A 23,607-nucleotide genomic window follows, 5' to 3' on the forward strand; every position below is an offset into this window, starting at 1 on the left:
GGGCGGCATCATTTGTTTCTGGAAGGGAGCGCACGATGACAAAAATCTCAGCACGCCCCGAGAGGGTTTCGGCGTAAGTCAGCCACGGGCTGATGCATGCCGGTTGAACATCGCCTGTTGTGGCGATGAAAGACCACTCATATCCAGAGTTCATTATCATGGGCAATTCTATCGGGAGCGGAAGCTCCCCGATGACGTCGGCGGTTCATCCGGCGGTCATCAATCGTTTCTTTTCCGGTTCTGCCTGGATCGAAGGCGCGGCCTTGAACCAGCTCGACGAAATGTCCCGCCTGCCGGGCGTATTGGAAATCGCAGCCTTTCCGGACCTGCACCCCGGCAAATACGGTGCGACCGGGGTGGCGCTGTTGTCGTCCCGGCTGCACCCGCTGCTGATCGGCAACGACATCGGCTGCGGCATGTCGCTCTTCGCTCTCGATCTGCCGCTGCGCAAATTGAAGATCGACAGAGCCGCGGAACGACTCCGCCGGCTTGAAACGCAAGCAATCGGAGAAGCTGGCGACTTGCTCGCCGAGGCGGGTCTGCCCGTAGACCTCGCACCAGACGCCTTGGGCACGATTGGCGGCGGCAACCATTTCTGCGAGTTGCAGGCCGTGGAAGATCTTGCCGAAGGCGCAGATGCAGCCGGTCTCGACGATCAGGGGTTATATCTGCTCGTTCATTCCGGCTCACGCGCCCTCGGCGCTGCGGTCTTCTCGGAGACCGTGGCCGCTCATTCGGGGCTTGCAGCCGGTCTCGATCCCGGTTCGGAGACAGGCTCTGCCTGGCTTGCGAGCCATGATCGCTGCGTTGCCTGGGCATCCCTGAACCGGCGGCTCATTGCCGCGCGGGCCGCTGCAGCCCTTCGCGCCGATCTCCGCCTCATCGCCGATATCCCGCACAATCTCGTTCGTCGCAACGATCGCGGGTTTGTGCATTATAAGGGCGCGGCGGCGGTCACAACGGGCGAACTCGCGCCAATTGCGGGATCACGCGCGAGCCTCAGCCATGTGGTTGTCGCGGGCGCCGGCATCAGTCGTTCGCTCGGCGGCATCTCTCATGGGGCCGGCCGTAAATATGACCGGGCCACCATGCATGGACGCGTCGGCCGCAATCGGTCCGAACGCGAACAGCTGCTGCGCAATTCCTGGGGCGGTATCGCGATCTGCGACGATCGCGCTCTCGTCGTCGAGGAAGCGGCGTCGGCCTACAAGGATGCCGGGCAGGTGGTGAGCGATCTCGAAAATGAAGGTCTGATCGTCGGACTTGCCAGCTTGCGGCCGCTTGTCACCTTCAAGAAGGTGGTTGACGAAGCGGAGGTCGAACAGCGCCGGCGAAAGCCCGACTATCGCAGGGAAGGAGGGCGCGGCCATGAGCGCTATTGATCTTCTCGTGACGTCGGGCAACGGTCCGGTAGAGTGCCGGATCGCGCTTTCCGCCCTTCTCGGCATCCTCGAACGCGAGACTGTCAGGCTTGGCTGCTCTTTCGGGACCAGCCTCGGCCCGATGCCGGATCAGCACGGTGCGAAGTCAGCGATCATCAGCATTGATGGTCCCGAGGCGGAACAGATCGCCGTCGGCTATTGCGGCACGATCCGGTTCACCTTCAAGAGCCCGGCACGTCCCGGTCACAAGCGGCAGAACTGGTACGTGGCGGTTCAGCGTATCGATTCCAGATCGGAGGGCGGCGAGGTGACGATCGATCCGGCCGATCTGCGTTTCGAGACGCTGAGAGCCGGCGGACCCGGCGGGCAGCACCAGAACACGACCGATAGCGCGGTTCGTGTCCTACATCGGCCGACCGGTCTCGTGGTGACGGCGCGTGACGAGCGCTCCCAGCACCGCAACAAAGCGCTGGCGCTCCGGCGTCTCGAAGCGATGCTGCGCCAAATCGAGGTTGAGAAGCAGGAGGCGGCCAAATCCGGACGCTTCGTCGCCAATCGGACCATCGAGCGGGGCAACGAGGTCAAGACGTTCAAGCTGTGATCCGGCATTATCGGTCTGATCACAATAACAGACGGCGCCCTTCCGCAAAGGGCGCCGTCATCTTCAGTCACGGTCTCTAAAAATAGTAATCCCGCTCAATGCCGTCATAGCGGCCGGATTGCAGGCAGCAGTTCTTGAAACCGCCTCCTGGAACCGCAGGGGCAGGGGTCGTTGCGTCCGAGTTTTTCGATGAGTTCGACGTTCCCATGAACGATTTGGGAACCGGTCTTGACCCGGGCTTCGGATGGGAAGGATTTACGCCGTTTCGACGTGACCTCAAAAGCTGAGGTCGGTGAGGTGTTTGCGAGCCATGGCTGCCTCCTCTTCGTTGACACGCTGCGACGATGCAGCATGGTCGCGATAAATCCATCGCGAGTTCAGCGCAACGCCGCGGAGAGATCTTTTTCGCGGCGTTGCAAAGCCGTCACTCCGCTGCCTGGCGGGCCATCGGGTTGTTCGGGTGCGTCGTCCAGTTGGCGTAGTTCGGATCGACGACCTTGCCGGTGCGCTTGTCGAGCGAACCGGCGGGGAGTTGCTCCATGGTGATGCAGTTCTCGACCGGACAGACGCTGACGCAGAGATTGCAGCCGACGCATTCCTCGTCCATCACCTCGAAATGGCGAACGCCATCGACGAAGTTGGTGATCGCCTGGTGCGAGGTATCCTCGCAGGCGATGTAGCAGCGGCCGCATTTGATGCAGGCGTCCTGGTCGATCTTCGCCTTGGCGATGTAGTTGAGGTTGAGATACTGCCAGTCGGTGACGTTCTGCACGGCGCGGCCGGTGATGTCGTCGAGGGTCTTGTGACCCTTTTCGTCCATCCAGTCCGAGAGGCCCGTGATCATTTCCTGCACGATCTTGAAGCCGTAGGTCATGGCTGCCGTGCAGACCTGCACGTTGCCGGCGCCGAGCACGAGGAACTCGGCCGCATCGCGCCAGGTGGTGATGCCGCCGATGCCTGAGATCGGCAGGCCGTGGGTTTCCGGATCGCGGGCGATCTCGGCCACCATGTTGAGCGCGATCGGTTTCACCGCCGGGCCGCAGTAGCCGCCATGGCTGCCCTTGCCGCCGACGGTCGGGTTGGGGGCGAAGTTGTCGAGGTCAACGGAGACGATCGAATTGATCGTGTTGATCAGCGAGACGGCATCGGTGCCGCCGGCCTTGGCGGCGCGGGCAGGGCGGCGGATATCGGTGATGTTGGGCGTCAGCTTGGTGATGACGGGCATGCGGGTGTACTGCTTGCACCAGCGCACGACCATCTCGATATATTCCGGCACCTGGCCGACCGCGGAGCCCATGCCGCGCTCGGACATGCCGTGCGGACAGCCGAAGTTCAGCTCGATGCCGTCGGCGCCGGTCTCCTCCACCAGCGGCAGGATCGCCTTCCAGGCCTGTTCCTCGCAGGGCACCATGATCGAGGCGATCAGCGCGCGGTCCGGCCAGTTCATCTTCACCTGCTTCATTTCGCGCAGGTTGGTCTGCAGGTCGCGGTCGGTGATGAGCTCGATATTGTTCAGACCCAGCAGGCGGCGATCAGCACCCCAGATTGCGCCGTAGCGCGGGCCGTTGACGTTGACGACAGGTGGGCCTTCTTCGCCCAGCGTCTTCCAGACGACGCCGCCCCAGCCCGCCTTGAAGGCGCGCTCGACATTGTACGCCTTGTCGGTTGGCGGCGCCGAGGCCAGCCAGAACGGGTTCGGGGATTTGATGCCGACGAAATTATTGCGGAGATCAGCCATTGTTCATTCTCCCCTTCAGGCAACCGCGACAGCCGGAGCGGCGGCTGCGGTGAGGGCGCGATGGATGGATTCGGCCGCGTCGCGACCATGGGCGACGGCGGAAACCGTGAGATCCTCACCGCCGAAGACGCAGTCGCCGCCGGCCCAGACGCGGTCCAGCGAGGTATGTCCTTCGGCATCGACGGCGATACGGCCGGATTCCATGCGCAGCGCGCCGAGGCTGGAGGCATCGAAGGTCTGGCCGATGGCTTTCAGGATATGATCGGCGGTGATGACGCCGGTCTCGCCCGTGCCGGTAAGGCGGCCATCGACGAGCGCGGTATATTCCACCTCAATCGCAGCGACCTTGCCATCCTGAGAAAGGATGGATTTCGGGGCCAGCCAATGACGGATGATGACGCCTTTGGAGGTGGCGAGATCCTGCTCGTATTCGGAGGCGTTCATATGCTCCTTGCCGCGGCGGTAGCAGATCGTCACCTCCTCGGCGCCGAGAAGCTTTGCCTGAACGGCGGCATCGATGGCCGTCATGCCGCCGCCGAGAACGACGACGCGGCGGCCGACGGCGATGTCGCCCTTGTTGTCGGCCTGGCGCAGGGTGGCGATGAAATCGACCGCATCATCGACACCCGGCAGGTTTTCATTGTCGACGCGCAGCGCATTGACGCCGGCGAGGCCGAGGCCGAGGAAGACGGCATCGTACTGGCCCTGCAGGTCGGCGAGGGAGAAATCGCGGCCGAGCTGCTCACCGTGCTTCACCTCGATACCGCCGATCGAGAGGACGTAATCGACCTCCTTCTGCGCGAAATCGTCGACCGTTTTGTAGGTGGCGATGCCATATTCGTTGAGGCCGCCCGACTTCGGCTTGGCGTCGTAGATCACCACCTCATTGCCTTTGACGGCGAGGCGGTGGGCGGCTGCCAGGCCGGCGGGACCGGCACCGACGACGGCGATCTTCTTGCCGGTCGGTTCCGCGCGCTGGTAGAACTGCTTGTCGGCGGCCATTGCCGCATCCGTCGCATAGCGCTGCAGGCGGCCGATCTCGACCGGGCGCTCTTCGGCGGTGTTGCGCACGCAGGCCTGCTCACAGAGCTCTTCGGTGGGACAGACGCGGGCGCACATGCCGCCGAGGATGTTCTGATCGAAGATCGTCTTTGCCGAGCCGATCGGGTTGCCGGTCGAAATCTGGCGTATGAAGAGCGGAATGTCGATCGAGGTGGGACAGGCCGTCATGCACGGCGCGTCATAGCAGAAATAACAGCGATCGGCGGCGACCAGCGCCTCATGATTATCGAGGCGCGGATGAAGATCGGAAAAATTAGCCTCATACTCGGCGGACGAAAGCCGGCCGGCATGAATCCCGGTTTCCAGTCGTTCCATTGAAGTTCCCTCATTATTGGTAAACGGCCTGTGAGGGGAAGCGTAACTCAGGTTTAAAAATTTATCAAACGGTAAAATTTTGACGAAATGCGCTTGCGGTACGGCATGTAAGCCCATGTTTTCATAGAGGGAAATTACCCGGTTCGGTTCGATGAGATAGCCAAGGATGCGGCGAGGGATAGGCATCGGAAAAAAGATTTAAAAAAGTCGAATTTTTTTTCCATGCGAGGGAACCAAAATAAGGCGTCGTCGTTATTGCGATATCCGGATGGTGATCGCATCGACCCAACATGCGCGCCCCCAACCCACCATCCGGACGTACTCACGGTCCCCTCCCGGTGAGTGAAGACAGCCGGTGCGCCGCCCTCGCACCGGCTGTTTTTCGTTCTCAGCCTTCTCTTCCGCCGGCCTTCACGCCCGCTTGAGAATCTCGAACTCGGTTTCCGGAATGGTCAGGCGATATTCGATCCGGCCGGGAACGAGATTGAGTTCCGCCTTGCCGTTGACCGACGAGGGCACGACGCGCTCCAGCACGGTGCGGCCGAAGCTGTTGTCGCTGAATTCGTGGACTTCCAACTGATCCCGCAGCACTTCCGCCCAGGCGACTTCGATCGCCCGCCTGTCGCCGAGCATGGCTTGGCGGCAATTCAGCGTGATGGAGGCCGCACCGCCTGATATCGCGCCATAGGAGGCCGAGTTGACGATGAGCTCGTGGAGGGCGAGCCCGAGATGCACGGCGGCATTCGGCGTCAGATGGGCATTGATGCCGTAGATCGGCATGGAGCCGGCCGTTTCAGGCCAATAGGGGGCGAACTGCTTTTCGGCGAGTTCGAAGAGGAAGGCGCCGCGCCAGCTCGAATCCGTGATCAGGTCCTGCGAGTTGGAAAGCGATTGCAGCCGTCCGCGGAACTTGAGGAGGAAGCTGTCGAGAGAAAGCGTGTTGCGCGCCGTCTGGGTAGCGATGCCCTGGATGATGGCGAGAAGGTTCTTCGAACGGTGCGAAAGCTCGCGCAGCAGCGATTTCAGCACTTTCTCGCGATGCCGGCTTTCGGTGATCTCAGTCATGACGGACAGGAGTCCGTAGGTGCTTCGTCCGCCGGTGCGCTGGATCTTCAGCTCATAGGTGCGTCTTTCGCCATCGACGTCGATCTCGACCTCGGCATTGTTGGGGATGCCGGTGTCCAGCACCTTATGTTTCAGCGCCGTCAGATATCGCCCATGGGCATCGCCAAAAAGGGCAGCGTCGCTGCCGCCGGGCACAAAGAGCGCTGCGAAATGCGGTGGCAGATTTTCGGCGTAGAAGATCGAAAGCCGGGCGTCCTGGCAGAGGATGGAAATCCCGGCGCTGCCGAGTGCGCGCTCCATCATTGCGGCTTTGCCTTCGAATGCGAGGGGCATGCCGGACAACGGTTCAGTCGTATTCACTCGGCCGCCTTTCCTTGTGACATCTCGAACGCCGCTGAAGGGAGCGCCCTTCCAGAAACCGCCTGCCAACTCTAGAACAAAGCGCTGCAAAAACCGTTAAAGAGGCCTACGCGTCCCGGTAGAACCGGAACGCCTGCTTGGGTGATTGGTTCCGAAGCCCGGAAAATTGCGTTTCAGGCGGCTACCTTGGTCGATTCATTGAAGAAAAGAGCCTGACTGATCAGCGCCTTGACCATGTCGGGATTGAAGGGCTTGGTGACCAGGAAAGTCGGTTCGGGGCGCTCGCCGGTCAGAAGCCGTTCCGGGAAAGCAGTGATGAAGATCACCGGCACGCTCGACGTCTTGAGGATGTCGTTGACGGCATCGATACCGGAGCTGCCGTCGGCAAGCTGAATGTCGGCCAGCACCATGCTCGGCTTGGTCTTGTTGTAGAGTGCGACGGCCTCGGCATGTGTGCGCGCAATGCCGGTGACGCGATGGCCGAGGCTTTCCACCATCTGCTCGATATCCATGGCGATCAGCGGCTCGTCTTCGATGATCATGATATCGGTTGCGACCTGACGGGAAATTTCCTGCGAGGCCTTGTCGAGCAGACGCATGACATCCTGTTCGTCGAGTTCCAGGATTTCCGCGATTTCGGCCACGCGGAAATTCTCCACGGCGGCGAGCAGGAAGGCCTGGCGTGCGCCCGGCGAAACCTTGGAAAGGTTGAGCGTGGCGCGCTGCTCCCAGGCATAGGGCGAGGTCGGCTCTGGAATCTGGACGGCGGTGGAACCAAACAGTTGTGTAAACAGTTTGTAGAGTGCGACCCGGTCATTCGCCGTATCCGGGAAAATAGACAGATCGGCGATGATGGCTTCAAGAACGGCAGCGACATATGCGTCGCCCGATGTCTGAGTGCCGGTAAGGGCCCGGGAATAGCGACGCAGATAAGGAAGGTGCGGCGCAATTCGAGTAGAAAGTGTCATAAATGGCTCCCGTATGCAGGCCGGTCTTGGCTTCAATGAGCGGTTAACGCCGCCTTGATAAAAAAGTTCCGGAACAGCAGGAACTTTTTTTGTCGCGCCGCATTATCCCAGCCGACATAGAAAGGGCGTAGCATTTCGATCCATGCAGCGGTAGATGCCAGCGACATCGATAGTAATACACTCAGTATCGATGGCGTTAGTGGTTGCTGATATCATAATTATTCCATGCGCGCCCCTGGCAAAGACAACGGTGAGAAGACGAGTTGATGATTACACGCAATAAAGAGGCAGCGGATCAGCGGAAGCTGGAGCTGCGGGCAAGCGACATCCTGGACCCGAACAACCAGATCGGCGTGAAGCTGCGCTCGCTCTATGCCGCGGTACAGGAAGAGGCGATCCCCGACCGTTTTCTCGATCTTCTCGAAAAGCTCGACCATGCCGAGATGATGGCTTCCGCCAAGATGGCCGAATAGGACTCGTCGCATGGATGAAAAAGAGCAACCCAGCTTCAAGCGGGAATTGCTGGCGGCCCTCCCCAGCCTTCGCGCCTTTGCTATTTCGCTGATCGGCCGACACGACCGCGCCGACGATCTCGTTCAAGACACCATCATGAAGGCCTGGGCCAAGCAGGACCATTTCGAGATGGGCACCAACATGAAGGCCTGGCTCTTCACGATCCTGCGCAACGAACTCTACAGCCAGATGCGCAAGAGCGGCCGCGAGGTGCAGGACAGCGACGGGCTGTTCACGGAATCGATGGCGATGCATCCCGCGCAATACGGCGCGCTCGACCTGCAGGATTTCAAGAAGGCGCTCGACCAGTTGCCGCCGGACCAGCGCGAAGCGATCATCCTCGTCGGAGCCTCGGGCTTTTCTTACGAGGAAGCAGCCGAAATCTGCGGCTGCGCCGTCGGCACCATCAAAAGCCGCGTCAACCGCGCCCGCCAAAGACTGCAGGAATTGCTGCAGATTTCAGGTGAAGCCGATTTCGGCCCGGACGCGACGTCTGCGCCGCTGACGTCGAAGGCTTTTGCGTTCTGAGAAGATTGTGATTGGGAGAAAAGCCGGCTTGCCCCTCGCGGGCGCCGGTTTTTTTGTGTTGGCGATTATGCGATTGATATCATTGTGTATCCGCCCCTCATCCGCCTGCCGGCACCTTCTCCCCGTAAACGGGGCGAAGGGACATGCCGCGACCTATCCGTTCCTCGCTCACCTCTCGTAGGCCACGTGCCCTCGCCCCGTTTACGGGGAGAGGGTTAGGGTGAGGGGCAGTCGCTTTGCGTGCAGCCCTAATGATCAATCCTCTCGCTTCGACCCCACCAGATTGGCCGCGACGATGGCTGCCAGGACGCCGGCGGTGAGTAGCGGCTGGGCGCGGATGAGGCCGAGGCCGACGGTGGCCAGAGATTCGAGGGCTGCGCGGCGTTCACGGACGCGCCGCGCCTCCTGGGCGTTGATGACTGCCATCACCACCAGCACGATGATGCCGATCAGCAGCGCGCAGGCGGCAAGGAAGAGGGCGGCGCCGACCGGGCCGTAGATGCCGGCGAGCCAGATGGCGCCGGCGGTGACACCAAGCGCGTAAGCGGTGAGGAGGAAGAGCACGGCAAGCGCGATGAAGATGCCGTTGCGCTTGGCGCGCGCAACGGTTCGATGCACGCTTGCGCCCGTCAACAGGCTGAGGATCGAAAAGAGCATCGCGCTTCCTCAGCGGCGGGCGAGGAAGGCGATGGCGAGGCCGACAGCGGCTGCCGCGCCGATCGTGGCCAAGGGATGCTTGCGCACGGTCGCGCGCATTTCGGTCGCACCGCGCTCATAACCTTGTTGCAATTCGCGCAGCAGATCCTCGCTGCGGCCGAGCAGTTCCTCGTAGCCGGCGCTTGCCTGGCCACGGATCTTGTCGCCTTGATGGCGCGAGCTCTTGCTAACGAGGTGCGTAAATTCCGCGAGTTCGTCGCGCAAAGCCTCGATCTGCTCTTCGATGCCGGATTCGAGATTGTGGAAGGTGCCGTTGCGGCGGCTGCGGCTGGAATGGAAGAGGGAATAGGTCATGGCTGTCTCCATTGGCTGGGGCGCGCGCAAGCCCGCCTGTTCTCTACGGGGGTCACGACCGTTCGTTGCATGTATGAGACCGCCCGGCATTGATCCAAATCACTGCCGAAAACGTGCCGGACGATCAAAAGTTCCGCCGGAGCGGCGGTCAGAGCTGGGAAACCGCGCTATGGGCGAGCACGAAAGGCGTGCCGTCGGCCGGTGCACGGTTGACGCGCAACGCGCAACCGAACACCGAGAGCATGGTCTCGTCGGTCAGCACGTCAGCGACGTTGCCGGCGGCGGCAAGGCGGCCGGATTTCATCAGCACGATGTGGTCGGCAAAGAGTGCCGTCAGGTTGAGGTCGTGCATGACGGCGATGACGCCGCCGCCCCGTTCGCAGAAATTCCGGGCAAGCGACATGATGGTCAGCTGATGGCTGATGTCGAGGCTCGAAACCGGTTCGTCGAGCAGCAGCCAGCAGGGCTTGCCGTCGACAACAGGCTCGGCGATCTGGCAGAGCACGCGGGCAAGCTGCACGCGCTGCTGCTCGCCGCCTGACAGTTCCTGGTAGAAGCGGCCTTCGAAGCCAGTCAGGTCGACGGCGGCAAGGGCGGCGGCTGCCGTCTGCTCGGCCTTATCGGGATGCAGGTTGAGACCCGATGTGAGGCCCATGCGGACGATCTCGCGCACGGTGAAGGGAAAGGAGATGGTGCTTGCCTGCGGCAGCACGCCGCGAATGGCGGCAAGCTGCCAGGGTTTCAGCCCGTTCACCTCGCTGCCGCCGATGCGCACCGAGCCCTGATAGGCAAGCTCGCCAGATATTGCCTTCATCGTCGTCGTCTTGCCGGAGCCGTTCGGTCCGGCGATTGCCGTCAGCTCGCCGGCTTTTGCCGTGAAGGCGACGTCGCTGACGATGGCTTTGCCGGAAAGGCGCACTGAGACGCCGGACACTTCGATCATTTCAGTCGCTCACAGGGCGAGGCGCGAACGCTGCCGTAGCAGGATCCACAGGAAGAACGGTCCGCCGACCGCGGCGGTGATGATGCCGATCGGCAGCTCGGCCGGGGCGACCAGGATGCGGGCCAGCACATCGGCGAAAATCAGCATCGAGCCGCCGAGAAGGGCTGCGGCCGGCAGCAGGAAACGGTGATCCGGACCGATCGCCATGCGCAGGATATGCGGCACGACGATGCCGACGAAGCCGATGCCGCCGCTGACGGCGACGGAGGCGCCGGTCGCTGCGGCGACACCGACGATCGCGACATTCTTCAGCCGCTGCACCGGCACGCCCATATGAAACGCAGCAGCTTCGCCGAGCGTGATGGCGTTGAGGCCGCGGGCCATGAAGGGCAGGGCGGTGAAGGACAGGAGGATGATCGGCCCAGCGGCGGCGATCTTCATCCATGTGGCGCCGGCAAGCGAGCCCATGCTCCAGAAGGTAAGGTCGCGCAGCTGCTGGTCGTTTGCCATGGTGATCAACAACCCGGTCATGGCGAGGGTAAGCGCGCCGAGCGCGATACCGGCAAGCAGCATCGTCGCCACCGAGGTCTGGCCGTGGCGGGTGGCGATCCTGTAAAGCAGCAGCGTTGTGACAAGGCCGCCCGCGAAGGCGGCCACCGGCAAAGCGTAGATGCCGAAAAGTGCCACGAGCGGGGCTGCAAGGCCGCTGCCGAGCACGATCATGGCGACCGCGCCGAAGCTTGCCCCGGAGGAAACGCCGACAAGGCCGGGGTCGGCCAGCGGGTTGCGGAACAGGCCCTGCATCACCGTGCCGGAGACGGCAAGCGACGCGCCGATCAGAAAACCGAGGATGGTGCGGGGCAGGCGGATGTCGAAGATGATGATCCGGTCACGGGCGCTGAGCGCCGTCTCCGAACCGGCCATATTGGCGATGACGTCGAGGATCGAGGCATCGGAGGCGCCCGTCGTCACCGAAAACAGCAGCGAGAAGACCGAGCCGGCGACGAGAAGGGCGATCGCCAGCAAGGCGAGCTGCGTCCTGTCGCCCGCCTGCCTGTTTTCACGCATGTCTGCCATCGGGAAGTGTCGCTTTCGCCCCGGCATGGCCTGCGGCAGGGCCATGATCAGCCCCCGTAGATCGCCGTGTTCAGGTCACGCACGGCGGCTGCGGTGCGCGGGCCGAAGCCGAGCAGGTAGATGCCGTCCATCCGGATGATCGCTTTCTTCTCGCCAGCCGGTGTCAGCGCGATCGCCGGCTGCGCCAGCAGGTCCTCGTTCCTGGCACCGGCGCCGTCGCCGCGGTCCATCATCAGGATGAGGTCGGGCTTGGCTTCGATGATCGCTTCGTCCGTCAGGGGCTTATAGCCGGGAAATGCGCCGACGGCGTTGACGGCGCCGGCAAGCTTGATGACGCCGTCGGCTGCCGTGCCGGTGCCTGATGCCATGATCCGGCCGTTCTGGGCGCTGAGGATGAAGAGAACGCGCTTGCGCTCGGCCTCCGGGCGCTTTTCGGCATCGGCGATCGCCGCGTCGAGATCGACTGCCACCTTTTCTTCGAGCGCCTTTGCCTTGCCGGGCACGCCGAGCAGCGCGCCGACGCGGTCGATCTTGGCGATGATGCCGTCACGGGTGAAGGGGCTCGGCACGGTCTCGAAGGGCACGCTGGCGTTCTTCAGCACAGTTAGCGCCTCCTGCGGACCGGAACCTTCGACGGCGATGATCGCTGTCGGGTTCATGGCGAGGATGCCTTCCGGCGAAAGCGCGCGCATGTAACCGACATCAGGCAGCTTCTGTGCCGCCTGCGGATAGGTGCTCGTGGTGTCGCGGGCGATCAGCCGGCCTTCCTCGCCGAGCGCATAGATGATCTCGGTGACGTCGCCGCCGACCGAAACGAGGCGCGTCGTGTCGAACCTTTTCTCCTCGGCATGGGCGGCCTGGATGAAGGCGAAGCTTTTGCCCGCCGGCGCCGTCGGGATGAGCGGCAGCGCCATGACAACAGCCGTCAGGGCCAGTTCCCACGGGCGGATCCGGCGCAGATTGTTACGCGTGGTCATCGTTGCGATCCTTATGCGGCCACGCTTGCTGCTCGCGGCAGGTTTTCCATGATCTCGCGCCACTCGGCGCGCTCGTCGGAGCCTTCCTGCCGCTTGCCGAAGAATTGGATGATCATCTCGCCGTCGGCATTGTAGGCCTCCAGCGAGGTGACGTGGCCGTCCTTGGTCGGCTTGCGCACGGCCCAGGTCTCGGCGATGTGATCCCGGCGCAGATGCAGGTGGAAGGTCGGATCCATGATGTTGATCCACGGCCCCATCGACTGCACGTTGAAGATCGGACCGGAATGGATCTGGACGATGCCGTTATTGGCAACGAAGCACATGATCGGCATGCCGGATTTTACCGAGGCATGCATCATCTCAGCGGTCGCCGTGTTATCGAGCTTCCAGGCATAGTCGTCTCCGACGCTGCGCACGGCCGCCTGGCGGCCGATTTTCAGGCGCTTCAGCATGCCGAAGAATTCGTGCGTATCGGTGAGCTTGCTCCAATTGTCGCGCAACTCGTCGCGGTTGACGTCGGTGGTCTCGTCTGCGGTATTCGAGGTCTCGGCCTCGAGGAATTCCTGCGACTGATCTTCGAGCTTCAGCTCGGCGACGATCGCGTGATAGGCCTCGACATTCGAATTCGGGCGCAGGTGCACTTTGTGCACGGCGTTACCTGCCTTGTCGAAATATTGCAGGCTGAGGCGCGCCTGGTCGCCATCCTTTTTGGAGACGGCGAAGCCATGCTCCCAGCGGCTTGGGAAGATGCGCAGGTCGATGTTCTCGCCGAGGACGATCGCGGCCTGCGCGCCGCTCTTGATGTTTTCGAAGACACCGATCTTTTCGTGCACGGCGCTTTCGTTGCGCGACAGCGCCATGACTTCGCCGAGGCGTTCCACGCGCTCGAGAAGCTTCAACGCGCTGCCGTCGATGCGGGTCACGCTGATGCCGGTTTCGGCGGCGACGAGGGCTGCCTCGGAAATCTTCAGCTGGGCGGCGATATCGCGCTCGCGCATCTTCGGATTCTCGGCGCGAAACGCACGGATTTCGGCCGGTGCCGGTCTTTTTTGTTCGGTCATATCATACCCTACTTATTGAGAATGAGCTTGCCCTGGCGGGTGATTTTCAGGCGGTAAACCAGCCCGTCGTGTCGAATCATGATTTCGTTCGTGCCGCGGAAAAGATCCACGCTTTCGACGATCCGGTGTTGCGCCGCCGGCTCCCCCGGCAGTGGTGCATGCTTAAAGGTATCTGGCTTTTCAACCATCATTTCGGCTGGCAATTCCGTGAGGCCGGGGTTTCCCGGTTGCGGTTGCAATTAACTTGACTTTCTTACTCATAGTTTTTTAAAGACGCAATAGGAGACTAATACAGTCATGTTTTAAGATTGCTGATATCGCGACGATGCGGAGAAGGTTATGGCGGTTAGGTTTGCGGCTGTTGCGGCCGGCTTGGTGATGGCTGTTGCGAGCGTGTGCCAGGCGCAGGAGGCGGCATTCGCCACGTCTCTCGATGTCGAACTTTGGCACCCTCGCAGAAGGGCTGCATGATGACCTTTGTGGCGCTCAACAACCTTCCCGCGGCCATCAACAAGATCTCCTTCGAGCTCGCCTTCTTCAACGACAGGAATGCCGTTGACCGCATCACCGTTCTCGACTTCCGCGATCTGCCGCAGGGCAAGAAGCGTGTGCGCCAGTTCGACATGCCGAATGTCAAATGCGAGAGCGTGACCCGCATCCTCATCAACGACACGCCGGTCTGCGACGGGCCGGCAGCCGGTGAATGCATGAAGGGTCTCGTCACCCGCTCGCAGATATCCGTTCCCTTTGAGGGCTAAGAAGACGCCGGGGGGACGAACCCCGGCAGACATGTTTCAGGCTGTCCGAGGCATCAACAATGGCGATTTCAGCGAAGTCCGGATCGAGACAGGTGCTCATCGGGGAGGCGGACGCCGGCAGCAGTCTGAACGATAATATTCCCGGCATGCATCCCGGCCACGAGCTTTCCGAGTTGCGCAACGCGCAGCGGCAGCCGGCCGGCGAAACGGTGATCCACTACGCGCGTTTTTCGCAGATATCCTCCTTTCCCGACCATCCGGAAACTGCACCTGTTGTTTCGGTTTCCGCGCCGCCGATGGATGCGGCGGTGGAAAAGCAGGAAGACGACAAGCAGCCGGTGCGGCGACGGGTGGCGCTGACCTGCTTTTGCTCGCTGATTTTTCACGCGGCATTTGCTGTAGTGTTGCTCAATGCCCTCCCGAACATGCGCGAGGAGGCGATCGAGGAAGCCGGCGATGCCGTAAGCGTTGTCATGTATGGCAACTCCGACGTCGACCAGACTGCCGTCGGCGAGACCGAGGTGACCGTGCAGGAAGAGATCATTCCGGAGGCTGTCGAGCCGGATGTGATCCAGCCGACCGAAACGGCCAGCATTCAACCGGAAGCCGTTCAACCGACCGAGGTTCCGCCGGTCGAGACGCAGGATCCGATACGGCAGGCTCCGGCTCCCGACGTGACGCGCGTTTCGCCGGAAACCATGGCGGCCGTCGAACCGGAGGTTCTGGTTTCCGAAATGCCTGCCGAGACTGCCGTCGCGCAGCCGATGTCGACGGTCGTTCCGGAGGAGCGGAAGCCCGCTGATGAAATTCCCCCGGAAGTTCAGCCTGTCGCCGCAGTCGAGCCCGAAGAGGTGAGTCTCGTCGAGACGGCAGAGGTCCAGCCAGAGCCGGACATGCTGCAGGAATTCGTGACGCCGATGCCGAAGCCAAAAGCGGTGGTGCAGGAAAAGCCGAAACCGGTTGAAAAGAAGCGTCCGCCGAAAAAAGCCTCGGGTTCGCAGGGCGAGGCGCAGCAGGATTCCGAGCGCGGTGTTGCCGAGGGTGACCGGTCGGCTCAATCCGATCGCAATTCGCGCACCGCCGGCAACAATGATGGAATCGGAACTGCAGCCTTTGCCAATTACGACGGGAAGGTCCGCAGCCGCATTCGCCGTGCGATCAGAAGTCCCCGCGGGGTCAAGGGAACTGTGGTCGTCACGTTTTCCGTGAATGGCAGCGGTGGCCTGACGTCCGTTCGCGTCGTCAACGGATCCGGCGTTCCCGAAATCGATCAGCTTGCCGTCAACGCGGTCCGGCGCGCAGCGCCATTCGGTCCAACGCCCGGTGGAAATGGACGGAATTTTACCTCCCTGCCGATCGCGATCGAATAAGATGATAAAAATAATCAACTTTATACTTTACTCCAAAAATCAAGTTTAATAAGGTCCGCTCGCACACGCAGGAATCGTGTGACGATCAACGAGCGAACGGGTGGCATATGGCTCGCAAGGGCAAGAAGGGTTCGAACCGGGAGGTCCGCGACAGCGCGGGTGAGGAGGCTGGCCAGCTATCCCTCGGGCGGTCCAAACTGGACGGCCGCAGTTTCCTCTATGTCGGCGGCCGTGACTGCCAGGTGGCGCATCTTCGCCAGATCGCCAGCAATTTCGGCGCCGAGCTCATTCATCACGACGGTGGCCTGCGCGAAGCGGTTTCGCGCATCGATACGTTGCTTCCCTCGGTCGACTGCGTATTCTGCCCGATCGACTGTATCAGCCACGATGCCTGCCTGCGTGTGAAGACCGGCTGCAAGAAGTTCAGCAAGGCCTTCATCCCGCTTCGAAACGGCAGCAAATCCAGCCTGGAGCGTGCGCTGCAGACGATGAACGAACGAGACAATGCCCGATGAACGACCAGCGCCCCGACGGCTTCACCATGATCGGCCTGCACAAGCTTGCCGCGCAGACAGGCGAGGGCCTCGTGCCCGAGCTCTACGAACTTTTCCGGCAGCATGCCGACCGCCAGCGGATCTACCCGAATGTGACGCTGTTCCCGACCTGGGAAGCGCGCATGCCCGGAGAAGCCGCAACAAGACCGCTTGGCCCGGCGGCAGCAAACGGCAATAATATTCTTGCCTTTCCCTCGCGTGCGGCCAGGAGGAAGGCGTAAGGAGATTTCATGTATATCGCAATGAACCGCTTCAAGGTTGTGACCGGGACCGAGGGCGATTTCGAGACGGTCTGGCGCAATCGCGATTCCAGCCTGGCCGAGGTGCCGGGTTTCGTCGAATTCCGATTGCTGTGCGGCAAGGTCAACGAGGAGGAAGGCTATACGCTCTATTCCTCGCACACGGTCTGGAGCAGCGAAGAGGATTTTCAGAACTGGACGAAGTCCGAGAATTTTCGCGCGGCGCACCGCAATGCCGGCGACCGCAAGGCGATGTACAAGGGCCCGCCGGTTTTCGAAGGTTTCAATGTGGTTGATGGCATTTGATTGCCCTTTTTGCTCTTCTGTTGAGGATGAAGGACAAGTGAGGCTTGCTCCCTCTTCTCCCCAGCGGGGAGAAGGTGGCCCGAAGGGTCGGATGAGGGGGCACACGGCACGCCGTTCATTGTTGCCCTTCGCTCACGCTCAGTGCATTCGCAGCTTTGCCGCTCACCCCCTCATCGCCTCGCTATCGCTCCGGCACTTCTCCCCGCTGGGTAGAAGAGATTCGCAACGGCGCTTTGCTCCCTCTCCTTGGCCGGAGCTAGTGAGATCGTGCGAAGTTGCTGTTTGCTCACTCATTCCTGTGGCAGACAACGGAATGAGGGAAGAGAGGTAGGGCTCTCAAGGCCTGACACGAAAGACAGCCCCGGCGGCAACGGCCAGCCAGCCAAACATCATGGCGAAGCCGCCGGTCGGGGCGGCCATCGGGAACAGGCCGGAACCGGCAAAACGCAGCGAGACGAGATCGGCTGAAAAGAGCAGCGTGCCGATGCCGATCAATAAACCGGCCAGCCAGGCGGTTTTGATTTTATCAATACCGAACGCCAATGCCAGCAGGGCAGGCGCGTGCGCCAGGCACATGGCCGATGCCGAAGCGAGCAAGTGGGCATCGCCACCACCATGCGCGGCCGCTGCCGCGAGCGCCACGCCGGCAAAACCGAACAGACCTGACAACAGGTAAAACAGCGGCACGAAACGGTCGTTGAGGCGCATCGGTCATTCCTTGTTCTGCATGTGATGGGCGAGCCGTTCGACCGGCGCCCAGATGAGATCCCGCAATGCCTGACTTGATATGGTTTCGTCCAGGGCGCGGCGGAAGCAGAGCAGCCATTCGTCGCGCTCGACAGGGCCGATCTCGGCGACGAAATGACGGCTGCGCAGGCGCGGATGGCCGCGCTTGTCGGTATAGAGCGGCGGGCCGCCGAGATAGCCGCTCATATATTCGTAGAATTTCTCTTCGCTGCCCTCAAGGCTTGGCGGGTGCACGGCACGCACGTTTTTCGCTTCCGGCAGCCTGTCCATCAATTCGTAGAAGCGGTGCGTCAGAGCCCGCACGATGGGATCGCCGCCGATCGCCTCGTAGAGTGTGGTGACTTTCTCCGTCACGAAACCATCCCTGAATACATCTATCCCCGCCTCTTCATGCACCTCTGGGAAAACGATCGCAACTGTCATCAAGATGCCGCGGCATTTCGCGCATAATCCCGGCGCTGCAGGGATTCCAATCGATTCTCCTTGACAAAACCGTCCGGACGGTATCTTTATTTGACATGTCGAACGCTCATCACCGCAAGAAACAACCCGCTCTCGTGCGCCAGCAATTGCTGGAGGTCGCCGCGCGCCTTGTGGCCAGCGATGGCATGGCCGCCGTCACGCTCGATGCGGTCTCCGCCGCCTCAAGCGTCAGCAAAGGCGGGCTGCTGCATCACTTCCCGACGAAGAATGCGCTGCTCGATGCCTTGTTCGAGAGCCTGCTTGAAAAGTTCGACGCCGATATGGAGGAGCTGATGCGCGGCGATCCGTTGCCGCACGGACGCTTCACCCGCGCCTATCTCAGGGCGGTGTCCGGCCTCAAGGATCGTCCCGACGATTCCAGGAGCTGGACGCAGGTGACGATCGCCCTTCTTGCCGAACCACGGCTGCGTCTGCGTTGGCGCCAATGGGTGCAGGCGCGGGCGGAGGAATATGTCGGCACCGACTCTTCGCTCGATGCGCAGATCGTGCGTTTCGCCGCCGATGGGCTGTGGTTCGCAGATACGTTGGAAAGCCATGATATCAACGATGCTCTGAGGCGGGATCTCATCAATCGCCTTGTCGAGCTGACCGGGAAGTGATCGGAAGGGAATTCGCCATGAGCCAGGCCGCCATTTATGGGCTGCTCGTCGCAGCCATCGTGCTTGAGGTCATCGGCACGACCGCACTGCAATTGTCCCAGCAGTTCACCCGCATCGGGCCGACGGCACTCGTCGTCGCCTGCTATGCGGCAGCCTTTTATTGCCTGTCGCTGACGCTGAAGAGCATTCCCGTCGGCATCGCCTACGCCATTTGGAGCGCTTTGGGAATCGTGCTGATTTCGTCGGTAGGGCTGATCTTCTTCAAGCAGCGCCTCGACCTGCCGGCAATCGTCGGTCTCGGACTGATCATATCGGGCGTTGTCGTGGTCAACCTGTTCTCGAAGTCCGTTTCTCATTGATTTTGCATGGATATTGCAGGGAAATTCTTCTGGCTGCCGCCGGAGAAATTTCCCCTTTGTCAAATTCCTGACAAAGGTCTATGAGTTCCTCTGACGTGGAGGAGACGAGGCGCAGCTAGCGCCATCTTCCAAAGCGCTTTGAATCCTGCTTTCCCGCCTATCGATACTTCCAGCTTCCAGAGGAGCACGCATCATGGCCATACGCACCGTCGTCTGGGGAGAGAATATCCACGAGAATACCAATGAAATCGTTCGAGGCATCTATCCCGAGGGCATGCACACCACGATCGCCAATGCGCTGAATACCGACCCCGACATCTCCGCGACAACGGCGACGCTGCAGGAACCGGAACACGGCCTCAGCGAAGCCCGCCTTGCCGAAACCGACGTGCTCACCTGGTGGGGCCACAAGGACCATGGCGCGGTATCCGACATCGTCGTCGAGCGTGTCGCCAAGCGCGTCTGGGAAGGCATGGGCCTCCTCGTCCTGCATTCCGGCCATTTCTCCAAGATCTTCAAGCGGCTGATGGGCACGCCCTGTGCGTTGAAATGGCGCGAGGCGGGCGAGCGCGAGCGTCTGTGGACGATCAACCAGCGCCATCCGATCGCCGCCGGCATCGGCGAGCATTTCGAGCTCGAGAACGAGGAAATGTACGGCGAGCAGTTTTCCGTACCGGAGCCGCTCGAAACGGTGTTCATCTCCTGGTTCCAGGGCGGTGAAGTGTTCCGCTCGGGTCTGACCTGGCGTCGCGGCGCCGGCAACATCTTCTATTTCCGTCCCGGCCACGAGACCTATCCGACCTATCACGACGGCAATGTCCAGAAGGTGCTGATCAACGGCGTGAAGTGGGCCTATAACCCGCAGGGGTCGTTGACTGGCATCACCGACGCTCCAAATGTGCCGGTAGAAAAGGCACTGGAGCCGATCGTCGAACGCGGCCCGAAACTGCACCAGACCGGCGAAGCCGGTTACCGCTGAGGAGCATTCATGCGACTACTCGTTCTTGGCACGGGCGTGATGGCGAAAAACCAGCTCACCCACTTCAGCAAAATCGACGGCGTGACGGTGGTCGGCGCCGTCGATACCGATGCCGATCGGCTTTCCGCCTTCGCCGACAAGTTCAACGTCGAAAAGCGGTTTCTTTCCCTGGATGAGGCGATCGCCTGGGGCGAGTTCGATGCGGCGACCAACATCACGCCCGATCGCATTCATCACCCGACGACGATGGCGCTGATCGCCGCCGGCAAACATGTGCTCTGCGAGAAGCCGCTGGCGGAAAACTATCCGAAGGCGCTTGAGATGACGGAAGCGGCCGAAAAGGCAGGCGTCATCAATATGGTGAACCTCACCTATCGCAATGTCGCGCCGCTGCAGCGTGCCCGCGAGATGGTGCTCGCGGGCGAGCTCGGCACGATCAAGCATGTCGAAGCCTCCTATCTCCAGAGCTGGCTCGTTTCGCGTGCCTGGGGCGATTGGCGCACGGAATCGACCTGGCTGTGGCGGCTTTCCACCGGCCACGGCTCGAACGGCGTGCTCGGCGACATCGGCATCCACATTCTCGATTTCGCCGCCTATGGTGCCGCGACCGACATCGATCATGTCTTTGCGCGGCTGAAGACCTTCAACAAGGCGCCGGGCGGCCAGATCGGCGAATATATGCTCGACGCCAATGACAGCTTCACCATGTCGGTCGATTTCGCCAACGGCGCCCTCGGCGTCATCCATGCCAGCCGCTGGGCGACGGGCCATTTGAACGAGCTGAAGCTGCGCATCTATGGGGAACGGGGCAGCCTCGAAGTCATCCATCGTCCGGACGGCTCCGAACTGCGCGGCTGCCTCGGCGACGATGCCGAGACCGCCACCTGGAAGGACATCGAGGTGCCACCGGTGCCGACCAATTACCAGCGCTTCGCCGAGGCGGTGGCAAGCGGCATCCAGCCCGACCCGAACTTCCGCCACGCCGCCAACCTGCAGAAGGTGCTCGATCTTGCCATGGAGACCGAGCGCGAGCGGCGCGAACTGAAGGTTTGATCCGGCGTTTCAGACAACGAAGCCTCCGCTCCTAGCTGGCATGCGGAAGTAAAGTATGACGATGTTGAACCGCCTGCGGCACTGATGTCGTGGGCGGCTTTCTTTGAACGGCGAGGTGGCTCCCATGATTTGGATGGCGGATGTGCTTGGATTGGCGATCGCTTATCTCATCGGTTCCATCCCCACGGGCTATCTGGCGGGAAAGCTGCTCAAGGGCATCGATATCAGGGTGCATGGCTCCAAATCCACGGGCGCAACGAATGTGTTGCGAACCCTGGGAAAATGGCCTGCGTTGGTCGTGCTGCTGGTGGATGTGCTGAAGGGTGCGGCCGCCGTTGTCTTTGCTCGCTGGTTTTATCCTTGGTCCTATGCACGGTGGCATGACGCACAACCGACAGCGCTTGATTTGACGACTTGGACCCCTTGGGTCGCTTGCGTCGCAGGGCTTGCCGTATTGTTAGGTCACGGCCGTTCGATTTGGTTGAGTTTTACCGGTGGCAAATCCGCTGCGACGGGGCTGGGCGTGTTGCTTGCAGTATCCTGGCCAGTTGGTCTAGGTGCGGCGACAGCTTTTGGCATAGGGCTGGCTGCGTTTCGGATTGTTTCGCTTAGTTCGATGCTGGCGGCGTTGACTGCGATCATCCTCATCTGCAGTACGGAACAATCGTTACCTTATCGGTTTCTGGTGATTGCCGGCGGTCTTTATTTAATTGTGCGCCATCGTGCCAATATTCAGCGGCTGCTAGCAGGGATAGAACCACGCTTAGGTCAAAGTAGCCCGGCATCGAAAACGGGTTCCCAAATTTAATAGCGCGCTCGGACCTCTAGAGATTGCCAGCACGCTGGCGCAAGCGCACGAAAAAGGCCCCGCCGAGGCGGGGCCGGAGGTGGCCGGGCCGCAGCAGGCGGCCTCGGCGGGTTGATTATTCAATCACCTGCACGACGCGGTGCGTGCGAGGTTCGACGATCACATGGCGGTTGTTGATGACCGTATAGGCATATTTCGGGTTGTCGGGGACCGGCGTCACAACGACATCAGCCGGAAGCGGCTTGCCGACGACAATTGGTTCCTGGACAACCACGGAGGCGGTCGGGGCCGGCTGCTGCTGGACATAGGTCACGACTTCGCGCGGCGGCGGATCGATAACGGCACCGGCGACACCGCCGGCCACACCGCCAATGGCAGCACCCACAGGACCACCGACGATCGCGCCGGTGATGGCGCCACCGGCTGCACCCGTTACGGCTCCGTCAGCGAGCGCATTTGATGCAAGCGACGACAGCGCAAGGGCGCTGGAGACAAGTAGGATCTTGTACATTTTGCTTCTCCTTTACTGGGGTTGCGTTTGGGTAACGACCACGCCAGTCCGAGGTTCCGGCAGGAGAGAGTCACGCTTTGGAAGCCCGGTTCACATTATGTGAGGCGGCCAAAGCATGGGTCGGAAGGCCTTATTCCATCCGCTGGCGGAAGAGCCAGGCGGCGGCGGTGAGCGTGACGGCGGCGATCAGCGCCAGGGGGATTGTCTGGTTTACCACCTCGCTCAAGGGGATATCCTTCAAGAAAACGCCTTTGACGATCACAAGAAAATAACGCAGCGGGTTGATGAGGGTTATCGGCTGCAGCCATCCCGGCATGTTCTCGATCGGCGTCGCAAAGCCCGAGAGCAGCATGGCCGGGACCATGAACAGGAAGGCGCCGAGGATCGCCTGCTGCTGCGTCATCGACAGCGCCGAGATGAAGAGGCCAAGGCCGGCGACCGAGCCCAGATAGAAGATCGCACTGCCGTAAAGCAGGAAGAGCGAGCCGCGCAACGGCACCTCGAAGAGGAAGACGGCGGCCAGGATATAGACGGTGATGTGGAAGAGGCCGATCATCATCGGCGGGATCAGCTTGCCGATCAGGATTTCGTGCATGCGCAGCGGCGAGACCATCAACTGGTCGAAGGTGCCGAGTTCGCGCTCTCGGGCGATCGACAGAGCCGTCACGATCAGGCCGATCAGCAGCGCGATGCTGGCGATGAGGTTCGGCACCATGAACCATTGGTAGGTGAGGTTCGTATTGAACCAGTTGCGCGGCACGGAGGACACCATGCCGGCGCCGGCGCGCTTGCCTGCCGGCGTCTCGGCGGCAAGCGTGCTGCCGATCTGCGAGAGATAGCCCGCGACGATCTGCGAGGCGTTGGAGCGGCGGCCGTCGAGCACGATCTGCAGGTCGGCCGGCGTTCCCGCTTCGATATTGCGCGAGAAATCCGGGCTGATCTCGACCGCGGCAATGACGGTCTGGTTATCGATCGCCACTTGGACTTCCGCCTGACTGGCCGCGATCTCGATGTTGCGAAAGGTCGGCGAGCCGTCGATGCGCTGGATCAGTTCCTGGCCCCAATGGCCGCTGTCGCGGTTGAGGATCATGACGTCGACATTGCGCACTTCGAGCGTTGCGGCATAGGAGAAGACGAGAAGCTGGACGATCGGCGGCCCGATTAGGATGGCGCGGCCCTTGGGGTCGCGCAGCACGGCGAGCAGTTCCTTGACGATCAGGGCGTAGAGCCTCGTCCACAT

The 23,607-nt window shown here is 61.6% G+C and carries 29 protein-coding genes and 1 pseudogene; 14 read left to right on the plus strand and 16 right to left on the minus strand.

Going from position 1 to position 23,607, the window contains the following annotated elements; translation table 11 throughout:
• Positions 1–191 precede the first annotated feature (191 nt).
• The gene (locus EFD55_RS11905) at positions 192–1,382 is read left to right on the plus strand and encodes an RNA ligase RtcB family protein (RefSeq protein WP_245438461.1); all 1,191 of its coding nucleotides are present in this window, start codon (positions 192–194) and stop codon (positions 1,380–1,382) included.
• A complete protein-coding gene (gene prfH, locus EFD55_RS11910) occupies positions 1,369–1,983 on the plus strand; it encodes a peptide chain release factor H (protein WP_125845247.1) in 615 nt (204 codons plus the stop codon). Before EFD55_RS11905 ends, prfH begins: the two co-directional genes overlap by 14 nt.
• A 104-nt stretch (positions 1,984–2,087) precedes the next feature.
• Here prfH and EFD55_RS11915 read toward each other — a convergent pair whose 3' ends face one another.
• The 5 genes from EFD55_RS11915 to EFD55_RS11935 all read right to left on the minus strand — a co-directional run bounded on the left by EFD55_RS11915 (position 2,088) and on the right by EFD55_RS11935 (position 7,491).
• Positions 2,088–2,336, minus strand: a complete 249-nt coding sequence (locus tag EFD55_RS11915; protein WP_125845248.1) for an SEC-C metal-binding domain-containing protein — start codon at positions 2,334–2,336, stop codon at positions 2,088–2,090.
• Between the two features lie 71 nt (positions 2,337–2,407).
• Positions 2,408–3,721, minus strand: coding sequence for an NAD-dependent dihydropyrimidine dehydrogenase subunit PreA (gene preA / locus EFD55_RS11920; RefSeq protein ID WP_125845249.1), 1,314 nt, complete (start codon positions 3,719–3,721; stop codon positions 2,408–2,410).
• Between the two features lie 15 nt (positions 3,722–3,736).
• Positions 3,737–5,098 (minus strand): NAD(P)-dependent oxidoreductase, encoded by a 1,362-nt coding sequence (locus EFD55_RS11925; protein ID WP_125845250.1) that lies wholly within the window; start codon positions 5,096–5,098, stop codon positions 3,737–3,739.
• Positions 5,099–5,509: 411 nt separating this feature from the next.
• Positions 5,510–6,505, minus strand: a complete 996-nt coding sequence (locus EFD55_RS11930) for a sensor histidine kinase (RefSeq protein ID WP_183736705.1) — start codon at positions 6,503–6,505, stop codon at positions 5,510–5,512.
• A gap of 191 nt (positions 6,506–6,696) precedes the next feature.
• Positions 6,697–7,491 carry a response regulator gene (locus EFD55_RS11935; protein ID WP_125845251.1) on the minus strand — a complete coding sequence of 265 codons (795 nt, stop codon included), beginning with the start codon at positions 7,489–7,491 and terminating at the stop codon, positions 6,697–6,699.
• A gap of 266 nt (positions 7,492–7,757) precedes the next feature.
• Between EFD55_RS11935 and EFD55_RS11940 the strand changes: the two genes are divergently transcribed.
• A complete protein-coding gene (locus EFD55_RS11940; RefSeq protein ID WP_125845252.1) occupies positions 7,758–7,964 on the plus strand; it encodes a NepR family anti-sigma factor in 207 nt (68 codons plus the stop codon).
• 10 nt (positions 7,965–7,974) lie between these two features.
• Positions 7,975–8,532, plus strand: coding sequence for an RNA polymerase sigma factor (locus tag EFD55_RS11945; RefSeq protein ID WP_125845253.1), 558 nt, complete (start codon positions 7,975–7,977; stop codon positions 8,530–8,532).
• 255 nt (positions 8,533–8,787) lie between these two features.
• Here EFD55_RS11945 and EFD55_RS11950 read toward each other — a convergent pair whose 3' ends face one another.
• From EFD55_RS11950 to hemP, 7 genes are all read right to left on the minus strand, one after another.
• A complete protein-coding gene (locus EFD55_RS11950) occupies positions 8,788–9,189 on the minus strand; it encodes a hypothetical protein (protein ID WP_125845254.1) in 402 nt (133 codons plus the stop codon).
• A gap of 9 nt (positions 9,190–9,198) precedes the next feature.
• Positions 9,199–9,543 carry a glycine zipper domain-containing protein gene (locus EFD55_RS11955; RefSeq protein ID WP_125845255.1) on the minus strand — a complete coding sequence of 115 codons (345 nt, stop codon included), beginning with the start codon at positions 9,541–9,543 and terminating at the stop codon, positions 9,199–9,201.
• Between the two features lie 148 nt (positions 9,544–9,691).
• Positions 9,692–10,486 (minus strand): heme ABC transporter ATP-binding protein, encoded by a 795-nt coding sequence (locus EFD55_RS11960; RefSeq protein WP_125845256.1) that lies wholly within the window; start codon positions 10,484–10,486, stop codon positions 9,692–9,694.
• A 9-nt stretch (positions 10,487–10,495) separates the two neighbouring features.
• Entirely contained in the window at positions 10,496–11,608 is a 1,113-nt protein-coding gene (locus EFD55_RS11965) for a FecCD family ABC transporter permease (protein ID WP_125845257.1), read from the minus strand.
• 2 nt (positions 11,609–11,610) lie between these two features.
• Positions 11,611–12,540 carry a heme/hemin ABC transporter substrate-binding protein gene (locus EFD55_RS11970; protein WP_125845258.1) on the minus strand — a complete coding sequence of 310 codons (930 nt, stop codon included), beginning with the start codon at positions 12,538–12,540 and terminating at the stop codon, positions 11,611–11,613.
• A gap of 11 nt (positions 12,541–12,551) precedes the next feature.
• Positions 12,552–13,601, minus strand: coding sequence for a hemin-degrading factor (locus EFD55_RS11975; protein WP_125845259.1), 1,050 nt, complete (start codon positions 13,599–13,601; stop codon positions 12,552–12,554).
• Between the two features lie 8 nt (positions 13,602–13,609).
• A complete protein-coding gene (gene hemP / locus EFD55_RS11980; protein WP_125845260.1) occupies positions 13,610–13,792 on the minus strand; it encodes a hemin uptake protein HemP in 183 nt (60 codons plus the stop codon).
• A gap of 148 nt (positions 13,793–13,940) precedes the next feature.
• Here hemP and EFD55_RS11985 point away from each other — a divergent pair.
• The 5 genes and pseudogenes from EFD55_RS11985 (at position 13,941) to hmuQ (ending at position 16,828) form a co-directional block, all read left to right on the plus strand.
• Positions 13,941–14,359 (plus strand): annotated as a pseudogene (locus tag EFD55_RS11985) (hypothetical protein).
• A gap of 59 nt (positions 14,360–14,418) precedes the next feature.
• Positions 14,419–15,729, plus strand: a complete 1,311-nt coding sequence (locus EFD55_RS11990) for an energy transducer TonB family protein (RefSeq protein ID WP_125845261.1) — start codon at positions 14,419–14,421, stop codon at positions 15,727–15,729.
• Between the two features lie 107 nt (positions 15,730–15,836).
• A complete protein-coding gene (locus EFD55_RS11995; RefSeq protein WP_125845262.1) occupies positions 15,837–16,244 on the plus strand; it encodes a DUF2325 domain-containing protein in 408 nt (135 codons plus the stop codon).
• A complete protein-coding gene (locus EFD55_RS12000) occupies positions 16,241–16,504 on the plus strand; it encodes a hypothetical protein (protein WP_125845263.1) in 264 nt (87 codons plus the stop codon). Before EFD55_RS11995 ends, EFD55_RS12000 begins: the two co-directional genes overlap by 4 nt.
• Positions 16,505–16,513: 9 nt before the next feature.
• A complete protein-coding gene (hmuQ, locus tag EFD55_RS12005) occupies positions 16,514–16,828 on the plus strand; it encodes a heme-degrading protein HmuQ (protein ID WP_125845264.1) in 315 nt (104 codons plus the stop codon).
• Between the two features lie 336 nt (positions 16,829–17,164).
• On the opposite strand, the gene EFD55_RS12010 is transcribed toward hmuQ, so the two are convergent.
• The gene (locus EFD55_RS12010; protein WP_125845265.1) at positions 17,165–17,536 is read right to left on the minus strand and encodes a DUF423 domain-containing protein; all 372 of its coding nucleotides are present in this window, start codon (positions 17,534–17,536) and stop codon (positions 17,165–17,167) included.
• 3 nt (positions 17,537–17,539) lie between these two features.
• Complete coding sequence (locus EFD55_RS12015; protein ID WP_125845266.1) at positions 17,540–17,929, minus strand: group II truncated hemoglobin; 390 nt, start codon at positions 17,927–17,929, stop codon at positions 17,540–17,542.
• A 164-nt stretch (positions 17,930–18,093) separates the two neighbouring features.
• Here EFD55_RS12015 and EFD55_RS12020 point away from each other — a divergent pair, with 164 nt between their 5' ends.
• From EFD55_RS12020 to plsY, 5 genes are all read left to right on the plus strand, one after another.
• A complete protein-coding gene (locus tag EFD55_RS12020; RefSeq protein ID WP_125845267.1) occupies positions 18,094–18,657 on the plus strand; it encodes a TetR/AcrR family transcriptional regulator in 564 nt (187 codons plus the stop codon).
• 17 nt (positions 18,658–18,674) lie between these two features.
• The gene (locus EFD55_RS12025) at positions 18,675–19,016 is read left to right on the plus strand and encodes a DMT family transporter (RefSeq protein ID WP_125845268.1); all 342 of its coding nucleotides are present in this window, start codon (positions 18,675–18,677) and stop codon (positions 19,014–19,016) included.
• A gap of 193 nt (positions 19,017–19,209) precedes the next feature.
• On the plus strand, positions 19,210–19,995 hold the full coding sequence (locus tag EFD55_RS12030; protein WP_125845269.1) for a ThuA domain-containing protein: 786 nt from the start codon (positions 19,210–19,212) through the stop codon (positions 19,993–19,995).
• A gap of 9 nt (positions 19,996–20,004) precedes the next feature.
• Positions 20,005–21,048: a Gfo/Idh/MocA family protein gene (locus tag EFD55_RS12035; RefSeq protein ID WP_125845270.1), complete on the plus strand. Its 1,044-nt coding sequence runs from the start codon at positions 20,005–20,007 to the stop codon at positions 21,046–21,048.
• Between the two features lie 124 nt (positions 21,049–21,172).
• A complete protein-coding gene (plsY, locus tag EFD55_RS12040) occupies positions 21,173–21,856 on the plus strand; it encodes a glycerol-3-phosphate 1-O-acyltransferase PlsY (protein WP_125845271.1) in 684 nt (227 codons plus the stop codon).
• A 115-nt stretch (positions 21,857–21,971) separates the two neighbouring features.
• Here the strand turns inward: plsY and EFD55_RS12045 are convergent, their stop codons facing one another.
• Positions 21,972–22,367 (minus strand): DUF1236 domain-containing protein, encoded by a 396-nt coding sequence (locus tag EFD55_RS12045; RefSeq protein WP_125845272.1) that lies wholly within the window; start codon positions 22,365–22,367, stop codon positions 21,972–21,974.
• 130 nt (positions 22,368–22,497) lie between these two features.
• Complete coding sequence (locus EFD55_RS12050; protein ID WP_125845273.1) at positions 22,498–23,607, minus strand: ABC transporter permease; 1,110 nt, start codon at positions 23,605–23,607, stop codon at positions 22,498–22,500.

The sequence above is a fragment of the Rhizobium pisi genome (assembly GCF_003938655.1).
GTDB lineage: Bacteria > Pseudomonadota > Alphaproteobacteria > Rhizobiales > Rhizobiaceae > Rhizobium > Rhizobium pisi.

What these genes read in the sequence shown, in the direction of transcription:
- EFD55_RS11905 (WP_245438461.1), top strand. Translation starts at nt 192, where the DNA reads ATGACGTCGGCGGTTCATCCGGCGGTCATCAATCGTTTCTTTTCCGGT.
- prfH (WP_125845247.1), top strand. Translation starts at nt 1,369, where the DNA reads ATGAGCGCTATTGATCTTCTCGTGACGTCGGGCAACGGTCCGGTAGAG.
- EFD55_RS11915 (WP_125845248.1), bottom strand. Translation starts at nt 2,336, where the DNA reads ATGCTGCATCGTCGCAGCGTGTCAACGAAGAGGAGGCAGCCATGGCTC.
- preA (WP_125845249.1), bottom strand. Translation starts at nt 3,721, where the DNA reads ATGGCTGATCTCCGCAATAATTTCGTCGGCATCAAATCCCCGAACCCG.
- EFD55_RS11925 (WP_125845250.1), bottom strand. Translation starts at nt 5,098, where the DNA reads ATGGAACGACTGGAAACCGGGATTCATGCCGGCCGGCTTTCGTCCGCC.
- EFD55_RS11935 (WP_125845251.1), bottom strand. Translation starts at nt 7,491, where the DNA reads ATGACACTTTCTACTCGAATTGCGCCGCACCTTCCTTATCTGCGTCGC.
- EFD55_RS11940 (WP_125845252.1), top strand. Translation starts at nt 7,758, where the DNA reads ATGATTACACGCAATAAAGAGGCAGCGGATCAGCGGAAGCTGGAGCTG.
- EFD55_RS11945 (WP_125845253.1), top strand. Translation starts at nt 7,975, where the DNA reads ATGGATGAAAAAGAGCAACCCAGCTTCAAGCGGGAATTGCTGGCGGCC.
- EFD55_RS11950 (WP_125845254.1), bottom strand. Translation starts at nt 9,189, where the DNA reads ATGCTCTTTTCGATCCTCAGCCTGTTGACGGGCGCAAGCGTGCATCGA.
- EFD55_RS11955 (WP_125845255.1), bottom strand. Translation starts at nt 9,543, where the DNA reads ATGACCTATTCCCTCTTCCATTCCAGCCGCAGCCGCCGCAACGGCACC.
- EFD55_RS11960 (WP_125845256.1), bottom strand. Translation starts at nt 10,486, where the DNA reads ATGATCGAAGTGTCCGGCGTCTCAGTGCGCCTTTCCGGCAAAGCCATC.
- EFD55_RS11965 (WP_125845257.1), bottom strand. Translation starts at nt 11,608, where the DNA reads ATGGCCCTGCCGCAGGCCATGCCGGGGCGAAAGCGACACTTCCCGATG.
- EFD55_RS11970 (WP_125845258.1), bottom strand. Translation starts at nt 12,540, where the DNA reads ATGACCACGCGTAACAATCTGCGCCGGATCCGCCCGTGGGAACTGGCC.
- EFD55_RS11975 (WP_125845259.1), bottom strand. Translation starts at nt 13,601, where the DNA reads ATGACCGAACAAAAAAGACCGGCACCGGCCGAAATCCGTGCGTTTCGC.
- hemP (WP_125845260.1), bottom strand. Translation starts at nt 13,792, where the DNA reads ATGATGGTTGAAAAGCCAGATACCTTTAAGCATGCACCACTGCCGGGG.
- EFD55_RS11990 (WP_125845261.1), top strand. Translation starts at nt 14,419, where the DNA reads ATGGCGATTTCAGCGAAGTCCGGATCGAGACAGGTGCTCATCGGGGAG.
- EFD55_RS11995 (WP_125845262.1), top strand. Translation starts at nt 15,837, where the DNA reads ATGGCTCGCAAGGGCAAGAAGGGTTCGAACCGGGAGGTCCGCGACAGC.
- EFD55_RS12000 (WP_125845263.1), top strand. Translation starts at nt 16,241, where the DNA reads ATGAACGACCAGCGCCCCGACGGCTTCACCATGATCGGCCTGCACAAG.
- hmuQ (WP_125845264.1), top strand. Translation starts at nt 16,514, where the DNA reads ATGTATATCGCAATGAACCGCTTCAAGGTTGTGACCGGGACCGAGGGC.
- EFD55_RS12010 (WP_125845265.1), bottom strand. Translation starts at nt 17,536, where the DNA reads ATGCGCCTCAACGACCGTTTCGTGCCGCTGTTTTACCTGTTGTCAGGT.
- EFD55_RS12020 (WP_125845267.1), top strand. Translation starts at nt 18,094, where the DNA reads ATGTCGAACGCTCATCACCGCAAGAAACAACCCGCTCTCGTGCGCCAG.
- EFD55_RS12025 (WP_125845268.1), top strand. Translation starts at nt 18,675, where the DNA reads ATGAGCCAGGCCGCCATTTATGGGCTGCTCGTCGCAGCCATCGTGCTT.
- EFD55_RS12030 (WP_125845269.1), top strand. Translation starts at nt 19,210, where the DNA reads ATGGCCATACGCACCGTCGTCTGGGGAGAGAATATCCACGAGAATACC.
- EFD55_RS12035 (WP_125845270.1), top strand. Translation starts at nt 20,005, where the DNA reads ATGCGACTACTCGTTCTTGGCACGGGCGTGATGGCGAAAAACCAGCTC.
- plsY (WP_125845271.1), top strand. Translation starts at nt 21,173, where the DNA reads ATGATTTGGATGGCGGATGTGCTTGGATTGGCGATCGCTTATCTCATC.
- EFD55_RS12045 (WP_125845272.1), bottom strand. Translation starts at nt 22,367, where the DNA reads ATGTACAAGATCCTACTTGTCTCCAGCGCCCTTGCGCTGTCGTCGCTT.
- EFD55_RS12050 (WP_125845273.1), bottom strand. Translation starts at nt 23,607, where the DNA reads ATGTGGACGAGGCTCTACGCCCTGATCGTCAAGGAACTGCTCGCCGTG.